The sequence below is a fragment of the Bradyrhizobium sp. ISRA442 genome (assembly GCF_038085055.1).
Classification (GTDB): Bacteria; Pseudomonadota; Alphaproteobacteria; order Rhizobiales; family Xanthobacteraceae; genus Bradyrhizobium.
This window is the reverse complement of record NZ_JALGCN010000007.1, coordinates 14,927-33,163: the sequence shown is the minus strand read 5'-3', so window position 1 is coordinate 33,163 and position 18,237 is coordinate 14,927. Positions and strand designations below refer to the sequence as shown.

At 61.6% G+C, this 18,237-nt stretch carries 20 protein-coding genes and 1 pseudogene; 8 read left to right on the top strand and 13 right to left on the bottom strand.

What is annotated here, in order from left to right:
• Position 1 precedes the first annotated feature (1 nt).
• Together MTR72_RS16635 and MTR72_RS16630 are read left to right on the top strand one after the other, a co-directional pair.
• Positions 2–538: a metallophosphoesterase family protein gene (locus MTR72_RS16635; protein WP_341510678.1), complete on the top strand. Its 537-nt coding sequence runs from the start codon at positions 2–4 to the stop codon at positions 536–538.
• A gap of 129 nt (positions 539–667) precedes the next feature.
• On the top strand, positions 668–973 hold the full coding sequence (locus tag MTR72_RS16630) for a hypothetical protein (RefSeq protein WP_341510677.1): 306 nt from the start codon (positions 668–670) through the stop codon (positions 971–973).
• Positions 974–2,505: 1,532 nt separating this feature from the next.
• Here MTR72_RS16630 and MTR72_RS16625 read toward each other — a convergent pair.
• From MTR72_RS16625 to MTR72_RS16610, 4 genes and pseudogenes are all read right to left on the bottom strand, one after another.
• A pseudogene (locus MTR72_RS16625) lies at positions 2,506–2,616 on the bottom strand (efflux RND transporter periplasmic adaptor subunit); the annotation flags it as partial.
• Positions 2,617–2,644: 28 nt separating this feature from the next.
• A complete protein-coding gene (locus tag MTR72_RS16620; protein WP_341510676.1) occupies positions 2,645–3,520 on the bottom strand; it encodes a class I SAM-dependent methyltransferase in 876 nt (291 codons plus the stop codon).
• A gap of 201 nt (positions 3,521–3,721) precedes the next feature.
• Complete coding sequence (locus MTR72_RS16615; protein ID WP_280963897.1) at positions 3,722–4,522, bottom strand: SDR family NAD(P)-dependent oxidoreductase; 801 nt, start codon at positions 4,520–4,522, stop codon at positions 3,722–3,724.
• A 61-nt stretch (positions 4,523–4,583) separates the two neighbouring features.
• Entirely contained in the window at positions 4,584–5,477 is an 894-nt protein-coding gene (locus tag MTR72_RS16610; protein ID WP_280963898.1) for an NAD(P)/FAD-dependent oxidoreductase, read from the bottom strand.
• Between the two features lie 212 nt (positions 5,478–5,689).
• On the opposite strand from MTR72_RS16610, the gene MTR72_RS16605 reads away from it, so the two are divergent.
• The 3 genes from MTR72_RS16605 to MTR72_RS16595 all read left to right on the top strand — a co-directional run bounded on the left by MTR72_RS16605 (position 5,690) and on the right by MTR72_RS16595 (position 8,048).
• The gene (locus MTR72_RS16605) at positions 5,690–6,373 is read left to right on the top strand and encodes a TetR/AcrR family transcriptional regulator (RefSeq protein WP_280963899.1); all 684 of its coding nucleotides are present in this window, start codon (positions 5,690–5,692) and stop codon (positions 6,371–6,373) included.
• A 226-nt stretch (positions 6,374–6,599) separates the two neighbouring features.
• Positions 6,600–7,361 (top strand): IS5 family transposase, encoded by a 762-nt coding sequence (locus MTR72_RS16600; protein ID WP_341510675.1) that lies wholly within the window; start codon positions 6,600–6,602, stop codon positions 7,359–7,361.
• A 252-nt stretch (positions 7,362–7,613) separates the two neighbouring features.
• Positions 7,614–8,048, top strand: a complete 435-nt coding sequence (locus MTR72_RS16595) for a hypothetical protein (RefSeq protein WP_341510674.1) — start codon at positions 7,614–7,616, stop codon at positions 8,046–8,048.
• 18 nt (positions 8,049–8,066) lie between these two features.
• On the opposite strand, the gene MTR72_RS16590 is transcribed toward MTR72_RS16595, so the two are convergent.
• Positions 8,067–8,294, bottom strand: a complete 228-nt coding sequence (locus tag MTR72_RS16590) for a hypothetical protein (RefSeq protein WP_341510673.1) — start codon at positions 8,292–8,294, stop codon at positions 8,067–8,069.
• Between the two features lie 528 nt (positions 8,295–8,822).
• Between MTR72_RS16590 and MTR72_RS16585 the strand changes: the two genes are divergently transcribed.
• Together MTR72_RS16585 and MTR72_RS16580 are read left to right on the top strand one after the other, a co-directional pair.
• A complete protein-coding gene (locus MTR72_RS16585; RefSeq protein WP_341510672.1) occupies positions 8,823–9,953 on the top strand; it encodes an AI-2E family transporter in 1,131 nt (376 codons plus the stop codon).
• A gap of 77 nt (positions 9,954–10,030) precedes the next feature.
• Positions 10,031–10,423, top strand: coding sequence for an NUDIX hydrolase (locus tag MTR72_RS16580; RefSeq protein WP_341510671.1), 393 nt, complete (start codon positions 10,031–10,033; stop codon positions 10,421–10,423).
• 6 nt (positions 10,424–10,429) lie between these two features.
• On the opposite strand, the gene MTR72_RS16575 is transcribed toward MTR72_RS16580, so the two are convergent.
• The 6 genes from MTR72_RS16575 to MTR72_RS16550 all read right to left on the bottom strand — a co-directional run bounded on the left by MTR72_RS16575 (position 10,430) and on the right by MTR72_RS16550 (position 14,801).
• Positions 10,430–10,669: a hypothetical protein gene (locus tag MTR72_RS16575; RefSeq protein ID WP_280963807.1), complete on the bottom strand. Its 240-nt coding sequence runs from the start codon at positions 10,667–10,669 to the stop codon at positions 10,430–10,432.
• 243 nt (positions 10,670–10,912) lie between these two features.
• Positions 10,913–11,695: a YdcF family protein gene (locus tag MTR72_RS16570; protein WP_341510670.1), complete on the bottom strand. Its 783-nt coding sequence runs from the start codon at positions 11,693–11,695 to the stop codon at positions 10,913–10,915.
• A 239-nt stretch (positions 11,696–11,934) separates the two neighbouring features.
• Positions 11,935–12,261: a hypothetical protein gene (locus MTR72_RS16565; RefSeq protein ID WP_280963809.1), complete on the bottom strand. Its 327-nt coding sequence runs from the start codon at positions 12,259–12,261 to the stop codon at positions 11,935–11,937.
• Positions 12,262–12,472: 211 nt separating this feature from the next.
• A complete protein-coding gene (locus tag MTR72_RS16560) occupies positions 12,473–13,252 on the bottom strand; it encodes a Crp/Fnr family transcriptional regulator (RefSeq protein ID WP_341510669.1) in 780 nt (259 codons plus the stop codon).
• A 179-nt stretch (positions 13,253–13,431) separates the two neighbouring features.
• Positions 13,432–14,526, bottom strand: a complete 1,095-nt coding sequence (locus MTR72_RS16555) for a DUF305 domain-containing protein (protein WP_341510668.1) — start codon at positions 14,524–14,526, stop codon at positions 13,432–13,434.
• A 77-nt stretch (positions 14,527–14,603) separates the two neighbouring features.
• A complete protein-coding gene (locus MTR72_RS16550; RefSeq protein WP_280963812.1) occupies positions 14,604–14,801 on the bottom strand; it encodes a CsbD family protein in 198 nt (65 codons plus the stop codon).
• 359 nt (positions 14,802–15,160) lie between these two features.
• On the opposite strand from MTR72_RS16550, the gene MTR72_RS16545 reads away from it, so the two are divergent.
• Positions 15,161–15,943 carry an SDR family NAD(P)-dependent oxidoreductase gene (locus MTR72_RS16545; protein WP_341510667.1) on the top strand — a complete coding sequence of 261 codons (783 nt, stop codon included), beginning with the start codon at positions 15,161–15,163 and terminating at the stop codon, positions 15,941–15,943.
• Positions 15,944–15,998: 55 nt separating this feature from the next.
• On the opposite strand, the gene MTR72_RS16540 is transcribed toward MTR72_RS16545, so the two are convergent.
• Together MTR72_RS16540 and MTR72_RS16535 are read right to left on the bottom strand one after the other, a co-directional pair.
• Positions 15,999–16,157, bottom strand: a complete 159-nt coding sequence (locus MTR72_RS16540; RefSeq protein ID WP_341510666.1) for a hypothetical protein — start codon at positions 16,155–16,157, stop codon at positions 15,999–16,001.
• A gap of 1,720 nt (positions 16,158–17,877) precedes the next feature.
• Entirely contained in the window at positions 17,878–18,078 is a 201-nt protein-coding gene (locus MTR72_RS16535) for a hypothetical protein (protein WP_341510665.1), read from the bottom strand.
• Positions 18,079–18,237: the final 159 nt, after the last annotated feature.

Genomic DNA, 18,237 nt, shown 5'->3' with positions numbered 1-18,237 from the left:
TGTGTCCAAAACTCGATTGCGGGCAGGGGAGTGTAACTGGTGTCGCAGTGTAGCAGAAGCCGCAGTTCTTACAGACGACACTGACCTGCGGCGTGGGTCCCTGGCGCTCCGCCAGGACGACGTTGGGGAGGGTCCTGCACTCGGCCATAAACCCGGCATTGCGAGCGCAGCGAAGAAATCCAGGAGTCTTTCCGCGGAGATCGAGACTATCGAGGCTGCGGCCGAGGGAATAGACGCGCAAGTCATCTTGTGCGGGCACACACACATTCCGCGAGTCGTTCGTCTGAGGAATGGACGAATGGTGGTAAATCCTGGCAGCGTTGGATTGCCCGGTTACGATGGGCGAGTGCCTGTCCCATACGTGGTCGAGGTCGGCACATCGCACGCGTGCTATACAATTTTGGACCACAGACGCGCGGGGTGGTCCGCCACGCTCCGGTACGTACCATACGACAACGCGCCCATGGCCGAACTCGCGCGCAGCAAGGGGATGCACATTTGGGCGAGCGCGATTGCTACTGGTTGGGCCGAACGGTAGGTCGGCTCCTTGCCCTTCGCGGCAGATCGCGTCGCACGGGCTTGGTCGCTCGCAGACGTTGCCGCGCGCCAGAGTGGGATTATAATCTTGAGGCTGAGAAATGCGATACAACCTGGAAGGAGGTTGACCGTGAACAGCTCCAATCGCTCCGTTTTGATGCTGGTTGTTCTAGCCGCAGCTCTCTTGCCTGCCAGCAAACGATATGTGGGACCTGCTTATGCCGACGCGACAGCAGACTTGCTCGCGACCCAGATACGCAGCCAGGGCCTTGTTTGCAACAAGCCTCAGAAAGCGACTCGCGATGCGAAGTTGTCAAAGCGGGACTACGACGTGTGGGTCGTCAAGTGCGAGAACGCCACCTACAGATACGGCCGATATCCGGACCTTCCCGCAAACATCGAAAAGCTGAGCGACGAGGATGCCGACAAGAAGTAGCCGGCTTGCAACGAACCTCGCACGGTCGCCGGGCACTCATTCCGAGAGCCGAGTAAATCATCGCCCTGAGCGAGGGTCAGTTAACAGAATAGTTACGACTTCTTGCCAGCTTGTGGCCATTGCAGATCGTCGCAGCAGCGACTTCTAGAAATATCCAGTCAATCTCAAATGATACCTGCTCGGTTGGCAGTCTCTTCACTGGGGACGTCTGCTATGTGCAAGGGAATTTTGATCACGCTTCTCGCGTTGTTATGTCTGGCAATGTGCGATCTATACTGGTCAGACGGCCGTTATACCGATGCTGCCATCGTGATGGCGAAACAGATCAAGCGCTCCTACGGTGTCTGATTGAGCGGCTTTCCATGAGTTCGAGATGACTGAAGCGGTAGCTCTTGACGCGTTGAACAAGAGGGAATGCCCGGATTGCCACTCGGAAAGAATGTCGCCAGGATTGCGGGTTGACATTGCGGAGCACTTGACGTGCCTCGCCTGTGAGGCGCGCTTTTATGTTGCTCCGCGCCCCCCACATGCCAAAGCCTTCATCCGGCAATAGGCTCATGCGAGAACGGGCTAGTCGTATCTTGAGACGCCGGCGACGAGCCAGCAGCCGCAGGTCTCCTACTTGCAACCGCGGCAGATCGTAAGCTTGCGTTTCAACGCCTCATCTTCTTGATCGATCGATTCCTGCGCAGTGATGTTATCTGTCTGCGCATTGGGCTTGGAGGCCTTTGCTGCGCGTGACCTCGTGGGGCGCGTTGCCTGGGCTGGCGTGTCACTCTCGTCGACGGTGTCGACGCTGAAGCCATCGTAGTCGACGGCTGGACCCGGCGACGGTGGAGGCCCGCTGATCACCGGTGGTGATGAAACCTTGTCGGATGCCGCCGGCGGCAGGGCACCGTTCGTCGCCGATGACGGCCCGCCATCGGGCTTTGCTGCGGGCTTGGAATTCTTGGCGGTCGCTCGTGGCGGCGACGCTTTGGGCGCGGCCATAGGCGGCCAGGGGTTGTTGGTCGCGCCCGAAGGCGCCGCACCCCGTTCAGTCGGCGGCGGAGCAAGCGAAAGCGGCGGAGGGACCGACGTCTGGCCTCTCGCACTGCCCTGCAGCAGGGCGCCAGCAGACAGGAAGCCAAGGGCAAGGAGCGTCGCGCGTTTCATCCGCATCCTTCAAACGGTTTTGGTTGAGCAATCGATCGCATGACTCGCCGAGCCACGCTGCGTTGAAAATATCCAGCAATCACATGGCGATCAAAGGTGACGGAAATGGGGAGCGAGGGGCGGTTAAACGAATGCCAATCCGGCAGCGATGGGCATTGGGAAGATGACATGAACACGATTTACACAATGTCAAAAGAGCGCAATTGTTCTCGTCCGGGCCAGGCTTAAGTCACCGAGCGGGGCCTTCATCTGGGGCAAGACACCGATGTCTATCTTGGAGATAGGACAGGAACTGAGGGTTCGGCGCGGCACCTCCGGCCAAGTCTTGCGCAACCTGATCGCGATGAAACTAGGCTGTGTACTCATTAAGCAGCTGCGCTCCGCTCCGGGGTCTCGGCGTCAAAATGCGCGGTCGCAACCACAACCGGCCGCGGCGGTTCGGCTTTTTGCGCCACGGTATCCTTGCACCCGGCCAGCGCAGCGGCCATCAAGGCCAGCGAAGGGCGTCTCCCCCTGCTAATCGCTATCAGCTTGCGCGGGATTGCGCGCCGTGACGATCCACGTCGCGCCGTCGATCATCACCGACCGCTCGCCGGGGCAGTCCGCGAAGGCGGCACGAACCGCGGCCGAGGCGCGGGCGCGGATGTCGTCGGGCTGATCAACAAGCGCGCGCGACAGCGGGCCGACCTCGAACGTCATCTTCACCGCGTCGTCGATCGCCGCGTCCCGCGTCGCGCCCTCGCCAAACGGGACGGAAGCATCGAAGGGCGCGATAGCGATATCGTTGAAGCCGGCCCCCGTCAGGATGCGCGCCACCCGCCCCCGGTCGCCGAACGAGAACGGGCCGGGCGTTTCGGGATCGGGCGGCGCGGTCGCCGGGACGATGCCCTTAATCGCGCCCATCGGCAGGCGCATCCAATCGTTCTCGGCCGCGCCACGCCAGCAGACGAAAGCGACCCGCCCGCCCGGCTTGAGCGCGCGGCGCATATGGGCGAACGCGCCTGTCGGATCGTCGAAGAACATCACCCCGAAACGCGAGAACAGGATGTCGAACGCCCCCTCGGGCAGCTCGGCGCTGCTGGCGTCGGCGACGCGGAACAGGGTTGGCGTATCCTGTGGCGCGAGCGCGCGCGCTCGGGCGATCAGCGGTTCGGATATGTCCACGCCCAGCACTTGGCCCCCCGCGCCGACGCGGGCGGCCAGAGCCAGACTCGACGCGCCCGCGCCGCAGCCGACGTCCAGCACGCGCTCGCCCGTCGCGGGCGCGGCGGCTTCGATCGCGGCCTGACCGAACACGGCCGCTATGGCGTCGAGCCGGGCCTGGTGGGCGACCCAGCGCTCCCCGCTTTGGTCATTCCAGCCGGCGGCTCGATCGGCATTGTGCTGTGCCATGACATATCCTTGTTCTCTAAACTGTCCGATGCCAAAGCGCGCATCGTCTCCAGCGAGCAGCGAGGGCGAACGGGATGAAGCGATCCATTCTCCGCTGATCCTTGAGAGGAACGACCAGATCCGGATCGAAGCTCCGTGTACATCGTCAGCCTTCAGAGCCCCCGCTTGTTCGATGAGCTCCGCACGCCAGCGCCCCTGCAGTTAACCGTCCACTATTCTTTTCAAAGTGGCCCTTTGCATTGATCGCGGCGTCAGACGATTTGAAAAGGCTGCCATCTTGTTCGCGAGGCCGGCGATCACCATGGCTTTTCCTTCCATAAGCGCCCGAACACCGCTCGCGGCGACCGGACGAGGCTTCATGGTGAGGAGGCGCAGCAAGGCCGTTGTGGCTGCGCCGGCTGCCGCATCGAAGCCCGTCGCGGTGTGCCCCGGGCAGAGAGTGGTAACAACCACACCATGCGAGCGGAGTTCGTCGTGCAGGGCCTCGCCAAGGGCGAGTACATATGCCTTGGTCGCCGCATACGCCGCGTAGCTGGGAACGGCTTGGAAGGCCATGAGACTGGCGACGAGAAGGATATGTCCAGAGCGCCGCGCGGCCATGTCACGGCCGAACAGGTAGGTCAGCTCTGTGAGCGTCGTGATGTTGAGCTGGATCATGTCTGTCGTGCGCTCGACCGGCGTGTCCAACAAAGCGCCGTGCAAGCCGTATCCGGCATTGTTCAGCAAGATGTCGATCGTCACCGACCTCGCATCGAGACTGCTTTTCAAGTGGCTGGCGGCGCCCGGCGCGGCAAGATCGATCGCCTCGACCAGCACGTCCACCCCGTATTTGCGGCGGAGATCGGCGGCAAGCTTTTCCATCGACTCCCGCCTTCGGGCCGCCAATACGAGATTGACTTTCTGCGCAGCCAGGAGATCTGCGAAGTCGAGGCCGAGGCCACTCGACGCCCCGGTGATCAGAGCCCATTTTCCGGCGAAGCTGTTCATTGGTTCTTTCGACATCGTTCTCTTCCTCAACTCCAATTCGATGGCACGCGGCAACCGGAGAAGGGAATCTGCGCTCTCAAACCACCATCGACTGCTGGACGAAGATACCCGCCATCGCGCCCTGCGATGATGCCTGGGTGACCGAGGGCAAGAAGGGCGTGGTGAGGTCGCCGGCGGCGTAGATGCCAGGCGTGCTGGTTTGACGGCGTTCGTCGACCTTGAGGACGATGCCGGCGGGCGTAGCCACGGTGGCAAGGCCCAGTGCTTCATGCAGGCTTGCGGACGGCTTGTTGCGCGGATTGGCGAACAGGATGTCGACCGCGACATTGCGGCCGGTATCGAGATTGACGGTGGCGATATGGCCCTGGTGATGGGCGATCTCGACGATCCGGCCATCGACGAGAGGTATGTTGCGGCGCGCCAGATCGGCCTGGATATCGGGCGGAATGTCGTGACCATCGGCGAAGAGCGTCAACTTGTCAGTCCAATCGTGGAACAGCCTGACCTGATTGTGCGACTGCGGGCTGGACCAGACGAGGCCCCAATGCTGGCCGGCGACTTCAAAGCCGTCGCAATAGGGGCATGGCACGATGGACGTGCCCCAGCTTTCGGCGTAGCCCGGAACATCAGGCATCTGGTCGGCGACGCCATAGCTCAGGATCAGACGACGCGCCGCAAGGCTTTCACCATCGCCAGTAAGGACAGAGAAATTGTCGATGGCGCCGGAGACGCTGTCGGCCCGGGCACTGACAAGCTTGATCGCGGGATAACGCGCCAACTGCCGCCGCGCCTCCGCCAGGATGTCCAGCGGCGGCTTGTGATCGTGGCCGAGCAGTCCATGCGAGTGGCCGGCGAAGCGGTTGCGTGGCAGACCGGTATCGAGAACGGTGACCTTGCGGCGGGCGCGGCCGAGCTGCAAGGCGCCGGCGAGACCGGCAAAGCTGCCGCCGATGATGATGACGTCATCCATGGTGATGGGCTCCGTGTTGTGGATGGAGGGAGACGAGTTGGGCTTGGCGGTGGCCTGAGCGCGGGCGAGGCCGATGGCGGAAAGCGCAGCCAACTTCAGCAGGGCTCGTCGTTGCATCGAAGGAGTCACCCTAACCCCCTGGCTTGCACATTTCAGATACTTCATGGTATCGTAATTCAAGAATTAGGATACTGTCAAGTACTGGAATTGCCGTGACCGAAAACAGCCAGGGCCGGCGCGGCCGGCCCGCCAACGAGGCGCTTGGCCAAACCATCATCGACGCCGCGCGCGAGCTCTTTGTGGAGTTGGGTTTTCAAGCGACGACATTGGACAAGGTCGCCCAGCGAGCGAAGATATCCAAGCTCAGCATCTACAGGCACTTCGAGAACAAGGAGGCGCTGTTCGGCGCGGCCATGGCGGCCGGCTGCCATCAGTTGTTTGCACCACAGGCCCTTCTTGAAGGCGTCGACGGTTCGGTCGAAGATCAGCTCGTGGCGGTGGGATCATCACTGCTTCGCACGCTGTTGAGATCAGACGTCCGCAGCCTCGAAGCCATGGTCATGGCCGACAAGACGAGTCAAAACGCGTTAAGCAAGCTCCATTTCGAAGCCGGCCCCGCCCATGTCATCGCCGAAATCGAGGCCCTGTTGCGTCGGTTGCACGCGAAGGCGGTTCTGAACGTGCCCGATCCTCTCCGGTCCGCCCGCTTGTTCGCCGCGCTTTTCAAAGGATCCGATCTCCTGATGATCGCACGCTTCGATCAGGCGAAAGCAGAGGACGACAACGAAATCGAATCCTATTGCCGGTCGGCCGTCGCCATGTTCATCGCCGCGCACCGTGACAACGACCAAGTGGGCGGAGATTTGCCTGCCTCAAGGTCAAAAAACAAAATTTGAATCGTGCGTGACCTAGTCGGCCAGCAGGTCAAGGCAGGCAGCCGATCATGAAAATTGACGAGTCGGCCGCACGGTCCGACTAACGTCCGCTTTGAATCATTTTCGACGGACTCAACGAGGGCTGTCGGTTAGCTGAAGCTTTGCCCAGAGAGCGCCGAGCCAGGCCAGAAGCGTTGCGCTTGGACCGCCCCCCATGATTCAAACTCCCAAACTGGGGGGACGAATCATGCGCTACGAACTCGCCGACTATGAATGGCTTGCCATCAAGCCGATGCTGCCAAACAAGCCTCGTGGCGTTCCTCGGGTAAACGACCGACGTGTTTTAAACGGCATCTTCTGGGTCCTGCGATCCGGGGCACCTTGGCGCGATCTGCCGGATCATTTTGGCCCTTACACGACCTGCTATAACCGTTTCGTCCGTTGGCGGCGGGCTGGTGTCTGGGGCCGCATCATAGACGCACTTGCCACTGCTCATGATGCCGCTGTCCAGATGATCGACACATCTATTGTCCGCGTCCACCAGCATGGAGCCTGCGTTACGAGAAACCAGCGCCGATCGATGGGAAGGTCACGCGGCGGCTTGACGAGCAAAATTCATGCGGTGGTCGATAGCAATGGTCTGCCGGTACGGCTGGCGCTGAGCCCCGGTGAGGCGCACGACGTTCGACTAGCCGGAAAACTGCTGTCTCGTCTGAAATCCGGGGCAATGTTACTCGCCGACCGTGGCTATGACGCCGACTGGATCAGAGAACTTGCGATGAAGAAGGGCGCGTGGGCCAACATCCCGCCAAAGAGCAATCGCAGCGATCCGATCTGCTTCAGCCCGTATCTCTATCGCGCTCGCAACCAGGTCGAGCGGTTCTTCAACAGGATCAAGCAATGTCGTCGTGTGGCGACACGCTACGACAGGCTTGCCGCCAACTACCTTGCCTTCGTTCAACTCGCTTCAATCAGGCTGTGGCTGCGCGTTAATGAGTCCACGCCCTAGTTCCACCTCAGGGGCATCCCGACCCTTCGGTGCATGTGACGTTCTTAGACGAATTGGGAGTGTCCGTTTACATCACGCGAACTCATCAGTCGGCGGCGATATGAAGGCTTACCTGCCCGCGAAGAGCGTCATTTGGCAGATCTATTTTGAGCCTCTGAAACCGAGAAATATGAGTTATCGGGAAAAGCAGCACTATTCCTCCGAATTTCCAGTCGCGTTCCTTCCTAGATACTAATTTGAGGGAGTAGTTCGATGCCCGTCTTGGTCAAGGGAAGTGATGCTCCGCGTTTGCGAAGGGAGTACTCCGAGCTTCATCACTACAACCCCAAGCTCTGCGACATACTGCTAAAGCTGCAGCACTTCGTGGAGACCAATTTCCACAAGAATGTGACGATTACGCAAATCGAGAGGAGTCAGGAGGAGAACGACCGGATCTATAAAAGTGACAAGACGAAGATGCACAGAAAGACCGCACATGGAGTGTGGGCGGCGGTCGATATCAGGAGCAGCGATTTCAATGAGACCCAAATTTCTGAGATGCTCGCTTTTTTGAATGCTTATAATTCAAGCAACAGCAACCCAATCAAGGGCGGCAATACCGGTCTCTACCACGCTGTTGCGGGCGGAGCTGCGCACATTCACATCCAATATGCCCCGCCACTGAAGCACAAAGCTGCGGGAGTGTGAGCCGGCCCGAGCGTCTGCCTACCACTCCACGCCGGCCCAGCGCCGGCCGAACACCGGTGGCTTCGTTTTCACCGCTGCCCAGCCGAAGAAGTGATGATTGCCGGACCAGGTGTGAATCACGCTGCTGCAGATGCTGCATTTGAAGCTGCCGGAGTGCGGCTCGGTGTGCTCTTCCCTGGTCGCGGTGTAGTTCATGCTGCAACCCGCGCAGGTGAATTCTTCGATCGTCCAGATGCTGTTGGCCATTGCACAGAAGTGTTTTTGGGGACCTGGGCGGCAAGCGTAGGCGCGGGCGCTTGCATCGGCGTAAACCGGCCCAAGGAAATCCGGTTAATGGGTGTTAGCCAAACCGGTTCCGGATTTGAGGACGGTCACACCGCGACATCGCCTATTGCCCGATCCGGCCGCCCCGCATGTCCCGATCGATCCGCATCGTCACGCGCCTGATGGCGAGCAGCGACAGCCGGCCTTGAACCCGTCCGGTTCTGACTCTCGAGCCGATCGCATAGGCGCAGCGCCAATAACCCGGTGCGCCATTTCGCTTCAACGAATAGTGGACACCGCGGTGAACGCCGCTGTGCTCATCAAGTTCTTGCGGTCGGCGGGCCATGGTCTCGGAATGCGCAATCTGCGCGCCGCGTTCCTATTTTGCGTCGCTTCTGCCGTGCCATGGGGGGCGGGGCGGCCCCGGGTCGTCTTGACGCCCGGTTGGATGCTGGCAATAACCCAAGGCCGCACAAGCGGTGGAGACGCGTTGATGCCGCAAGGAAGGCCGTGCCCGTGAAAAGTCTTCGTCAGCTCCTGACCGGAGAAGACATCATCCAGCTCGTGATCCGGCTCGGCCTGCTGGCGCTGCTGATCATCTGGACGTTCCTGATCATCCGGCCGTTCGTGCCGATCCTGACCTGGAGCGCCGTGCTCGCGGTCGCGTTCTATCCGGCGTTCAGCTCGCTCGCCAAGCTGCTCGGCGGCCGTCCGAAGACGGCGGCGGCGATCCTCACCTTGATCACGCTCGGCATCGTCATCGGCCCCGCGACCTGGCTCGGCCTTAGCGCGGTCGAGGGGGTGAGGGAGCTCGCGCGCCAGCTCGGCACCGGCGACCTCGCGCTGCAGTCGGCGCCGGAGCAGATCAAGTCCTGGCCGATCATCGGCCCGACACTCTACGAGCTCTGGGACCAGGCCTACAACAACATCCGCGCGGTGCTGCGCGAGGTGGCGCCTTATCTCCAGCCGCTGGCAGGGCCGCTCCTGTCGCTAGCCGGCGACGCCAGCCTCGGGACGCTCCAGTTCCTTGTCTCGGTGTTCGTGGCCGGCTTTCTGTTTCCGCACGGCCCGCGGCTGGTCGAAGCCGGACGCGGCTTCCTGTTTCGCATCGTGCCAGAGCAGAGCGAGCATTTTCTGGAGCTTGCGGGTGCGACCATCCGCGCGGTGGCGCAAGGCGTGATCGGCGTTGCGATCGTGCAGGCGCTGCTCGCCGGCATCGGCTTCAAGCTTGCGAGCGTGCCGAGCGCCGGCCTTCTCGCCTTTCTCGTGCTACTGCTCTCGATCGTGCAGATCGGCGCATTCCTCGTGCTGCTGCCCGTCATCATCTGGATCTGGACCGCAAAGGACGTCACCACGGCGCTGCTGCTCACCGTGTTCCTCGTCCTGGTCGGCTTCATCGACACCATGTTGAAGCCGCTCGTGATGGGGCGCGGCCTCAACACGCCCACGATCGTGATCTTCGTCGGCGTGATCGGCGGCACGCTCGCTCACGGCATCGTCGGCCTCTTCATTGGGCCGATCGTCCTGTCGGTCGCCTGGGAGCTCGCGGCCGCGTGGATCAGGACCGATCGGGCGCAGGCGGGAGCGGCGAGCAAGGATCAGCCCGCTCTTTGTGAGCGGTCGATCGATCTGAGCGACTGACACGCGGGGGCTCGAACTTGTCTATTCAAATAGACAAGTTACCATTGGCGCGATTCTGGTATTGATTTACGGCAGCAATGGTGAAGTCTTCCAAGCTGGTTGCCGCGAAGCGCGGCAAGGTTCTTTTGGTCAGACGACGATCGGACGGTTTGTGGATGTTCCCCGGCGGCCGCAGGCGCGCGCGCGAATCCTCGAAGGACTGCCTGCGGCGGGAGATCAAGGAGGAGTTGCCAAAGCTCAAGCTCGGCAGGATCAGCCTCTGGAAGGAAGTGAAGGCCAGAAACAAGCGCACCGGCCGCAGGATGAGCGATGCGATCTTCATCGCCAAGAACGCCAAGGGACGGCTCGCGATCGGCGACAAGAAGGAGATCGATCGCGCCGCCTGGCAGAAGCCGCGCGGCATCCGCCTGACGCCGACCTCGCGCTACATCCGCGATCGCCTGTTTCCGAGGAAGCGGCGGCGGAGTTAGGCCGCGCTACGGCTTGGCAGCGAGCGCGTCGAGGCAATGGTTGAGATAGGCGGTGCGGTCCCTCGGCAGCACCTTTTCCAGATCGGCCTTCAGGGCACACTCGCGTTGCCGTAGCTGCTCGGCTCGGCGCTTTTCGGCGGCCTCACGATATTCAGGGGCAACCTTGTTGGGATCGACCAGCGTCTGGGACCGTGCAGGGGCCGCAGCACACAGTGCGATGGCCGCAATGCAAATGACCTGTTTCAAATGAGCCTCCATGAAAGAGGCCATGCTACCTCGCGGCATCCGAACGTTCAAACCGACGATCGGTACGAGCGAGGCGTGTGAACCAGTTCACAAACATTTACCGCGTTTGCTGCTATGAAGACGTCATTGCTTGACCAATTCATTTGAACGAAACGCCCCAGCGGTGCTCCAAGCGCTGGGGCTTTTCGTATTTTGCGAGCCAGGACGCGATCGTACCGACTCCGCTGATGTCCGCGTGCCGAGCTAGGGCCCGGGCAGGAATGCATTCGTTCTTCCGAGTGCGCGATAGGCTGCAAGGCCAATCCATTCGCGGCTGGCAATATGGACGAGAAGGACGGAAGAGGCGAAGTTGCCGAAGTCGAGCCATGTGGTGTGCCCACCGGTCAACCAGCCGGTAGGAACGGGCTCGACCGGAAAGTCTGCCGCGCGGAATAGGCCGACGGCGCGCGGCATGTGGTAGGCCGACGTGACGAGCAGCCAACGGTCACCGGGTTTTGGCGAGGCCGCAGCCCTTGAAAGGATTGCATTCTCGGCTGTGTTGCGCGAGTCGCCTTCAATTTGAACGCGATCCTTCGAAATGCCCAGTTCACACAGGATCTGCAGAGCGTAATCGGCCTCTCGCAGATTCCCGGGGAGGAGGTTGGGATTGCCGCTTGAATAGATGATGCGTGCATTCGGATAGCGCCGCGCAAGCATTGCACCGGTGATCAGCCGGTCTACTCCGATGTCGGACACCGGTCGTCCATGCGCCGCCGAGATATCGGGCTTGGTGCTTCCACCGAGGATGACGATGCCGGTCGGAGCGTCCGCCCCCGGGAGCCATGGTGGAAAGCGATCTTCGAGAGGCCTTAGCAAAAGGCTTCCCACCGGAGTGAACCCACACACCGCCAGGCCGACGGTGCAGCCTATCGCAAGTTTCCGGCCAGCGGCGGCGTATCGCGTCAACATCAGCAAGCAGCCGATCATGCTGCTTGCTGCAAGAAAATTTGGCAAGATGGCAACTGTGCCCAGGGTCTTGGAAAGCAAGAACACCGCTGTTGCCGCTACTTCAGGTCCTTCGGGATTGCGTTGAACTGGTCACCCAGCGCAGCGTTCGCCTCAAGCACGCACCCGCACGAGATCGCGAGCACGATCACTCCCACCACACCGACCAGTTTCACGGCAGTCCTCCCGCTGCGTCTCAGCCCAACTAACGAGCGGGACGGAATAGGTCAAACGCGCGACAGCCAGTGATCGCCCTTGGGGAGAGAGAAGGGGCAAGCGATCTACGACCCGATGAATCCCGCCTGCGCGGCGAGACACCAGACGGCGGACAGTAGGACGATCGCCGTTACCAGCTTCGGCGCGACCCACCCGTCGTCCAGCAGGGTCCCCTGCGCCCGGGCCCTCCATCTCAAGCCGATGATGCCCACGTTGGTGATCAACGCGGCCACGCCGAAGAGCAGCGCGATCGTATTAAGGCCAGCCGCGAAGCAGAAGACCGCAATCGTCCCGAGCACCCAATCCATAACCTGCAACCCCTTTGGCCCACTCAACCAGCGCCGCGCGAACTCGTCGCAATTGGGAACAAGTTCAGCTAGCGCAGGTTCCATGGAGCATTGGTGGATTGCCCCCATCCGAATTCTTTGCCTGTTTGCGGCCTTCCCGTTTTCCGACCGCGTGGCGTAAGTCGTCCCTAGGGACTACTACCGTAAATTGCTGCGCTGCGCACTGGAAAATTGCAGGCGCGCGGTGGTTTGATCGCTGTTTTGCTTTCCATGATCGAAAATCCGGCAGGCGCCGATATGCGCGCGATGTGATTGTTTACGCGAGAGCAGCTCCCGAGGACACGAGGCTGGGTTGCGACGGTCGCGCGTCGCCGGTGGCACGAACGCCCAGATAGGTGGGATCGAAGCCGGCGAGCCGAACCAGGCCCGGCCAGTCCATGATCGTCATGAACTTGCCCTGCCATTGCAGGAGGTTGCAGCGGCGCAACTCCTGGACGGTGCGATTGGCATGCACCGAGGAGATGCTGCAAGCCGCGGCAAGGTCGGACTGGGTAAATGGCGAGGATAATCGGAGGTCCCTGGCGAGGCCGACATTTTGCAGGCGCGTCGTGATCTCGCAAAGCAGATGCGCAACGCGGGTCAGGGCGTCCCGGCTGCCGAGGTTCACGGTCCAGTTTCGCTGGATGGCGTGATCGACGAGCATCATCAGTAGCAGTGCGCGCGACATGGCGGGCGAACGCCCGGACAGGTCGCGAAAGAAGCGGTGCGGGACGAAGGCAACCACGGCCGGGCCGAGTGCGACCAGGTCGCTGTCGGCGCGAGCACGGTACAGCGTGTGCAGGTCGGGTATGTCACCGGGAACGTAGATTGACGTGATTTGCCCGTCGCCGCTTTCTGCGTCCTGCCAGGACAGATATCCCTGGAGCAGCAGGCAGCATTGGGTCGGCTCGTCGCCATGGCGCAGGATTGCGTGACGAGAGCCGAAATGAGCGATGGCGCTCGGCATATCCGAGAGAAGGTCGAGGTCCTCGGCACTGAGGTCGGCGAGACCCGCCAAACGATCGGCGAGTTTGGAGAACGCAAAGCCTGCTTGCATCGATTATCCGCTGGTCCCCAGCCATAGGTACTTTGCTCAAGGTCGTGAGAGCAGGCATTAACCTGTGATAGGTCCGCATGAGTGCAGCCTTTGCAGCAAGCGATGCCGTTCGAAGGGAACGGCCAGCGCAGCGACGAGCGCGCATCAGCCCGCTCGCCCGTCCGAGGTCCCTCAGCGGGTCAATTGACGTTGTCGCCGAGCATATTGCGGAAGGCGGTGGTGACCGCGGCAACGCCGATCGCGCCCTGCATCAGCGCGATCTCGCCCTGCTGCTCATGGCGAATGGCATGGGCCATGATCCGCAGTCGCGGGTCGCCGCTTCTGTGCCACATCTGATCAGCCATCTTCACCGCGCCCAGATGATGCAGCGTCATCATCTCGACAAAGATCGCGTCGAACCGCTCGGGCGCGGCGGTTTTAACCTGGCGTAGCTCAGCCGGGGTCAGGAAGCCCGGCATGACGGCGCGCTCTTGCGCGGTGCAGTCCGGCATCTCCGTGTCGAACCAGCTCAGCCACCAGTTCTCGAAAATCCTGTTCTCGCCGGTCTGACTCGCCACCATCAGCATGGCAAGCTTCTGCAGATGCGGATCGTGCGCGCGCTCAGCCGCGATCCGCGCAAGCTCGATGCCCTGTGCGTGATGCGCGGTCATGTGCCGAATGAAGCTCTGGTCCGCGTCCCTGTCGCGGCCCATCCACGGGAGTTCGTAGCAATGCCGGCCGAACAGCGCGATCGTCCCGAGCAGCGCAATCGCGACCAAGCCGCCCGTGATCCAGGCGTCGGTGAAGCGCACATCCTGCTTAGGCGCATCGCTGCCTGCCCAGCGCAGTCGCGCGAACAGGGGATACATCACGGCCGACGAGCTGTGCACGAGCAGGCCGATCCAGTAGGGCTGCTGCAGCGTGAACAGCGGCTGCCGGAACGGAAACAGCGGCACCAGCACAAACCATTCCATCGCCGAAGAGAACACCGCCCAGGGAAGCGCGAGGACCAGGATCGCCTGCGGCCGCAGGTGAGCGGTCCAGCGGCCGAGGACACCGAAGAAGACAAGCGCCCAGGAAAAATCCGCCCATTGGTGGAAAGCGATTCCGGACAGGATCGCGCTCCATGATGGCTCGGCACTGATCGCCCAGTCGCGCGCCGGAATGGCGGCGACCGTCATCCAGTCGACCGCTGCATCACGGCCGATCCGGGCAGCGAAGAGCTGGCTGACGACGGTCGAGAAGGTGCTGCTGATCAGGCCGAGCTCGACCGCAGCAATCCAGCGCGACCGCAAGCGGCGTTTGGAAACCGTCGAAACATGATCGTCAATGCGTCGATCTGCATCGAAAACCGCAGGTTGCGCCCCGTCGTTCACGTGAGCTGCTTGAGCTTCTTCAGCGGATTGAGCGGGCTCGGCTCCTTCTCCCGCTCGTCGCGCTCCTGCTCGTCGCGGCCGCTCTCCGCTTGTGCCTTCCCATCCTCATGGAGATCCTGGTCGCCAAGGATTTCGCCGACAGCCTGCTTCGTCTTGCCGATGATCCGCTGTTGCAGACCTTTGGTCCTGCTCATCGCCTGCCTCCAAGCTCACGCCGAGACCCGGCGCGCGCTAAAGGGAATGACGCCGGGGCTACGGCTTCGTCCAAACGGCTTCCGGCAAGCAGGGGGCGGGAACACCGGAAGCATCGGCTAGACTCCGCGGCAGGCGAATGGTTCCTCGCGCGCCAATGACATGCCGCAGCGCAAACAGCTCCACCACGCCAAGGCCGAACCAGCCAGGCCCACGGACAAGCGGGTCCCCGGGCCGCATCAGGCTTGGTCGGACGATCTTCGGGCCTTCCTTGGAGCGGACATGCGCTTGCGCGCTGGAGTTGGAACGAGCCGTCGGCGCGGCGATTGGGCGTAGCGAACGCAATCTGGAGGATTGGCCCATGGCCGCCAAGCAGCTCGCCGTCGTCACTGGTGCCTCCACAGGAATCGGCCTGGAACTCGCGAGATGCTGCGCCGAGGCCGGCTTTGATCTCGTCCTCGCGGCGAACGAGTCGGCGATCGAGGACGCGGCCATCGATCTGCGCAAACTCGGCGTCAGCGTGGAAGCGGTCGAGACCGATCTTGCCACCACCGAAGGTGTCGACATGCTCTGCGCGGCGGTGGGCGAGCGGCCGATCGAGGCGCTGCTGGCCAATGCCGGCATCGGACTCGGCAAGGCCTTCCTCGATCAGGAGTTTGCCCGCATCAGGTGCGTGATCGACACCAATATTACCGGCACGCTCTATTTGATCCATCGCGCCGGCAACCAGATGCTCCGGCGCAATTCGGGACGTATCCTCATCACGGGCTCGATCGCCGGCTTCATGCCGGGGAGCTTCCAGGCCGTCTACAACGCTACCAAGGCCTTCCTCGATTCATTCTCCTTCGCGCTGCGCGAGGAGTTGCGTGACAGCGGAGTGACTGTCACCTGCCTTATGCCTGGCGCCACCGAGACGGAATTCTTCCGCCGCGCCGACATGATGGACACCAAGGTCGGCACCGAGAAGAAGGACGATGCGCATGAGGTCGCGAAGGCCGGATTCGACGCGATGCTGCGCGGGGACTCCAACATCGTCACGGGGCTGAAGAACAAGATCCAGACGACGATCGCGAGCATCACCCCGAACGAGATGCTCGCCAGGCAGCACCGCAAGATGGCCGAGCCCGGCACGGCGAAGTCGTAGCGGCGGCCGAATGCAATCGCGAGGACGCGCGCGTCCATGCCGTGCTCGGGGGCGCTCACCTGGCCGGCATCGGCTTCCACCCGTAGGACGGGTGCGGAATTTGGCCGGTGATGTCGAGGCCTCTCTCGTCGGAGAGGCGCCAGGCCGCCACGCCAAAACATACCGTCAGCATGAGAGCCGTCGCTAGCAACAGCACGGATAAGAACTGGCTCACGTCTCCCCCCGCGATCGGAACACTCGCGAGAGCGAGCATGGAGCGCCGATTCGGAAAATGCAGAGGCACTGACGCAAGAGCGGTTTTCCCCAAGCATCACGGTGGATTGGGATGGCTCCGCCGTCCTTGGCTTCAACGAGCACGACGACCATCGGTGCCCGGCGCGGCTTCCCCTACGAGCGCCATGCTCGGGCAACGGGTCAAATGCGGTCCATTGGAGACTGTCGGCCGTCGTTCATCCGAATTTCGGGCCTTCTATGAGTCGGGAACGACAGGCAATGTGGCGCGTTCTCGATGTGCTTCGGTCACCGGGTCCCCCTGTACGGTGCCGGAGTTCGACCCCAAGGCCCCAGCCGCCGCCAACCGCTGGGGCCGACTTTTTTCCGCGATGAATGCAGAGAGGCCGCCCGAAGGCGGCCTCAGTATTGAAAGCGCTGATCTCATTCCGTGCGGAAACAGGCCCACGGCCAACCCTAAAGCTGTGCGCCGCCGCGGGTACAACAATAGATCGGAAATTTAAAAACCAGCCCGGCCATGGAAAGCTACCGAGGCAGCGAGAGAGCCATAACAAATGCGAATCCGAACGGAAAAAACGGCATGTTCTATGAGGAACATTGCCGCCAATGTGCGGAAGCGAACAGAACGGCGCCGTGAGCTTTGAGTAAGCTTGCGGTCGCTTGGCCTTCCCCAAAGGTCCAAGCGCCTCCAAACGGCCCCGGCCACCACGATCCCCTTAAAAGCCCCCACGGCCGGGGCCGTCTTTGAGCCGCTATCGATAATCCCATAGCGGCAAGCCCATCCCAGTTGAAGCCGGACCGGCTCGCCGCTCCACGCTTTCCACAATCGTGCAGACAAACCGAGGCTCAAAGTCCGACGGGCTCAGCTCGTCCGGCCCACTGATCAGCAGTCAGCGGCGCGGAAGGGGCGCGAGCTGGCGAACGTATTGGATGTAGAAAATTCCCTGGAATGCATGGGCTTAAAGCCGCCAGAAGCGACGGAACTTTAAGTACTCGGTGTTCTACTTAGAGACGGTCACGGCCGCCCCGTGACCGGGGCGGCCGAGTGCCGTGCGTCCTCAACCTACCCCAGGCTGGTGCTTGGCCGCCTCCAGTAGCAACGCTCGCGATGTAATGCAAAGTAGAGTTGCAACTCGGCTGCAGGCAAATCAGCCGGCAGGTTGCGACCGAATTCGCGGTCGAGTCGCATTGTCGTGGCCGTCGTCAGTGGATGGCCTGTTCTCGACCTCGTCGCAGACTCATCGGCTTTGGCAGACTCATCGGCTTTGAGGGAAGGCCCGCCGGGGGCTGGCATTTGGCGGGCCCTCACCCCAAGCTCGAGGCAAGCCACACATCCCTGTGATGGCCCCGTAGCAAGTCAACAGTTTGCGCAAACTGCGTACCGCTCCCTGAACAAAGTTTAAGGAAAAATCCGAATCGTTTGCAAAAATCCTGACTGACATCAGACTTGAGCACTGACGAAACTCAGAAATGTTAAAGCGGGAACAAGCGGTCACGAAATACCTTATGCGAACCGGGGCTGGCATTTCATTTCGGATTTATTGCAACCCGGTAGGGCCGCTGTTTCAAAGCAGCGGCCCTTTGGCGTCCGGGCGATGAAGGGCGGTTCAACTGTTGTAGCGCGAGCCTTGTCGACATAATGGGCTGCACCTGCCGGCTTCAGGCGGCGGCAGGGTTCTCGACTCCCGGCACCCTCAATCCCATCAAATCCAGCGGCGCAGCAGCCGAACAAGCGTTCCGCTCTGATGTAGATCGAGCCTGCCGCGTTCGGCCGCATGCATGATCTCGGCGCCGAACTCCTCGCCCGGCACCTTTGAGCTTGAAGAGGAAAGGCGCGTTGACCTTTCGATGTGGACGACTTGATTGTTCGACGTGGCGATCTTGGCAAGCTCCTCAACTTGCAACAGTCTCGTCGAACTTGCTTTTTGCGTTGGTGAGCGCGCTGGGGCTCGAACCCAGGAGCCCGTGATTAAAAGTCAAAATAGGCTGCCGGTGCTAAGTCATTGGCGGAGACTCGTTTTTCGTTTTCTGTCGAGAAATCCCCATTAAATCAGTGACTTTTG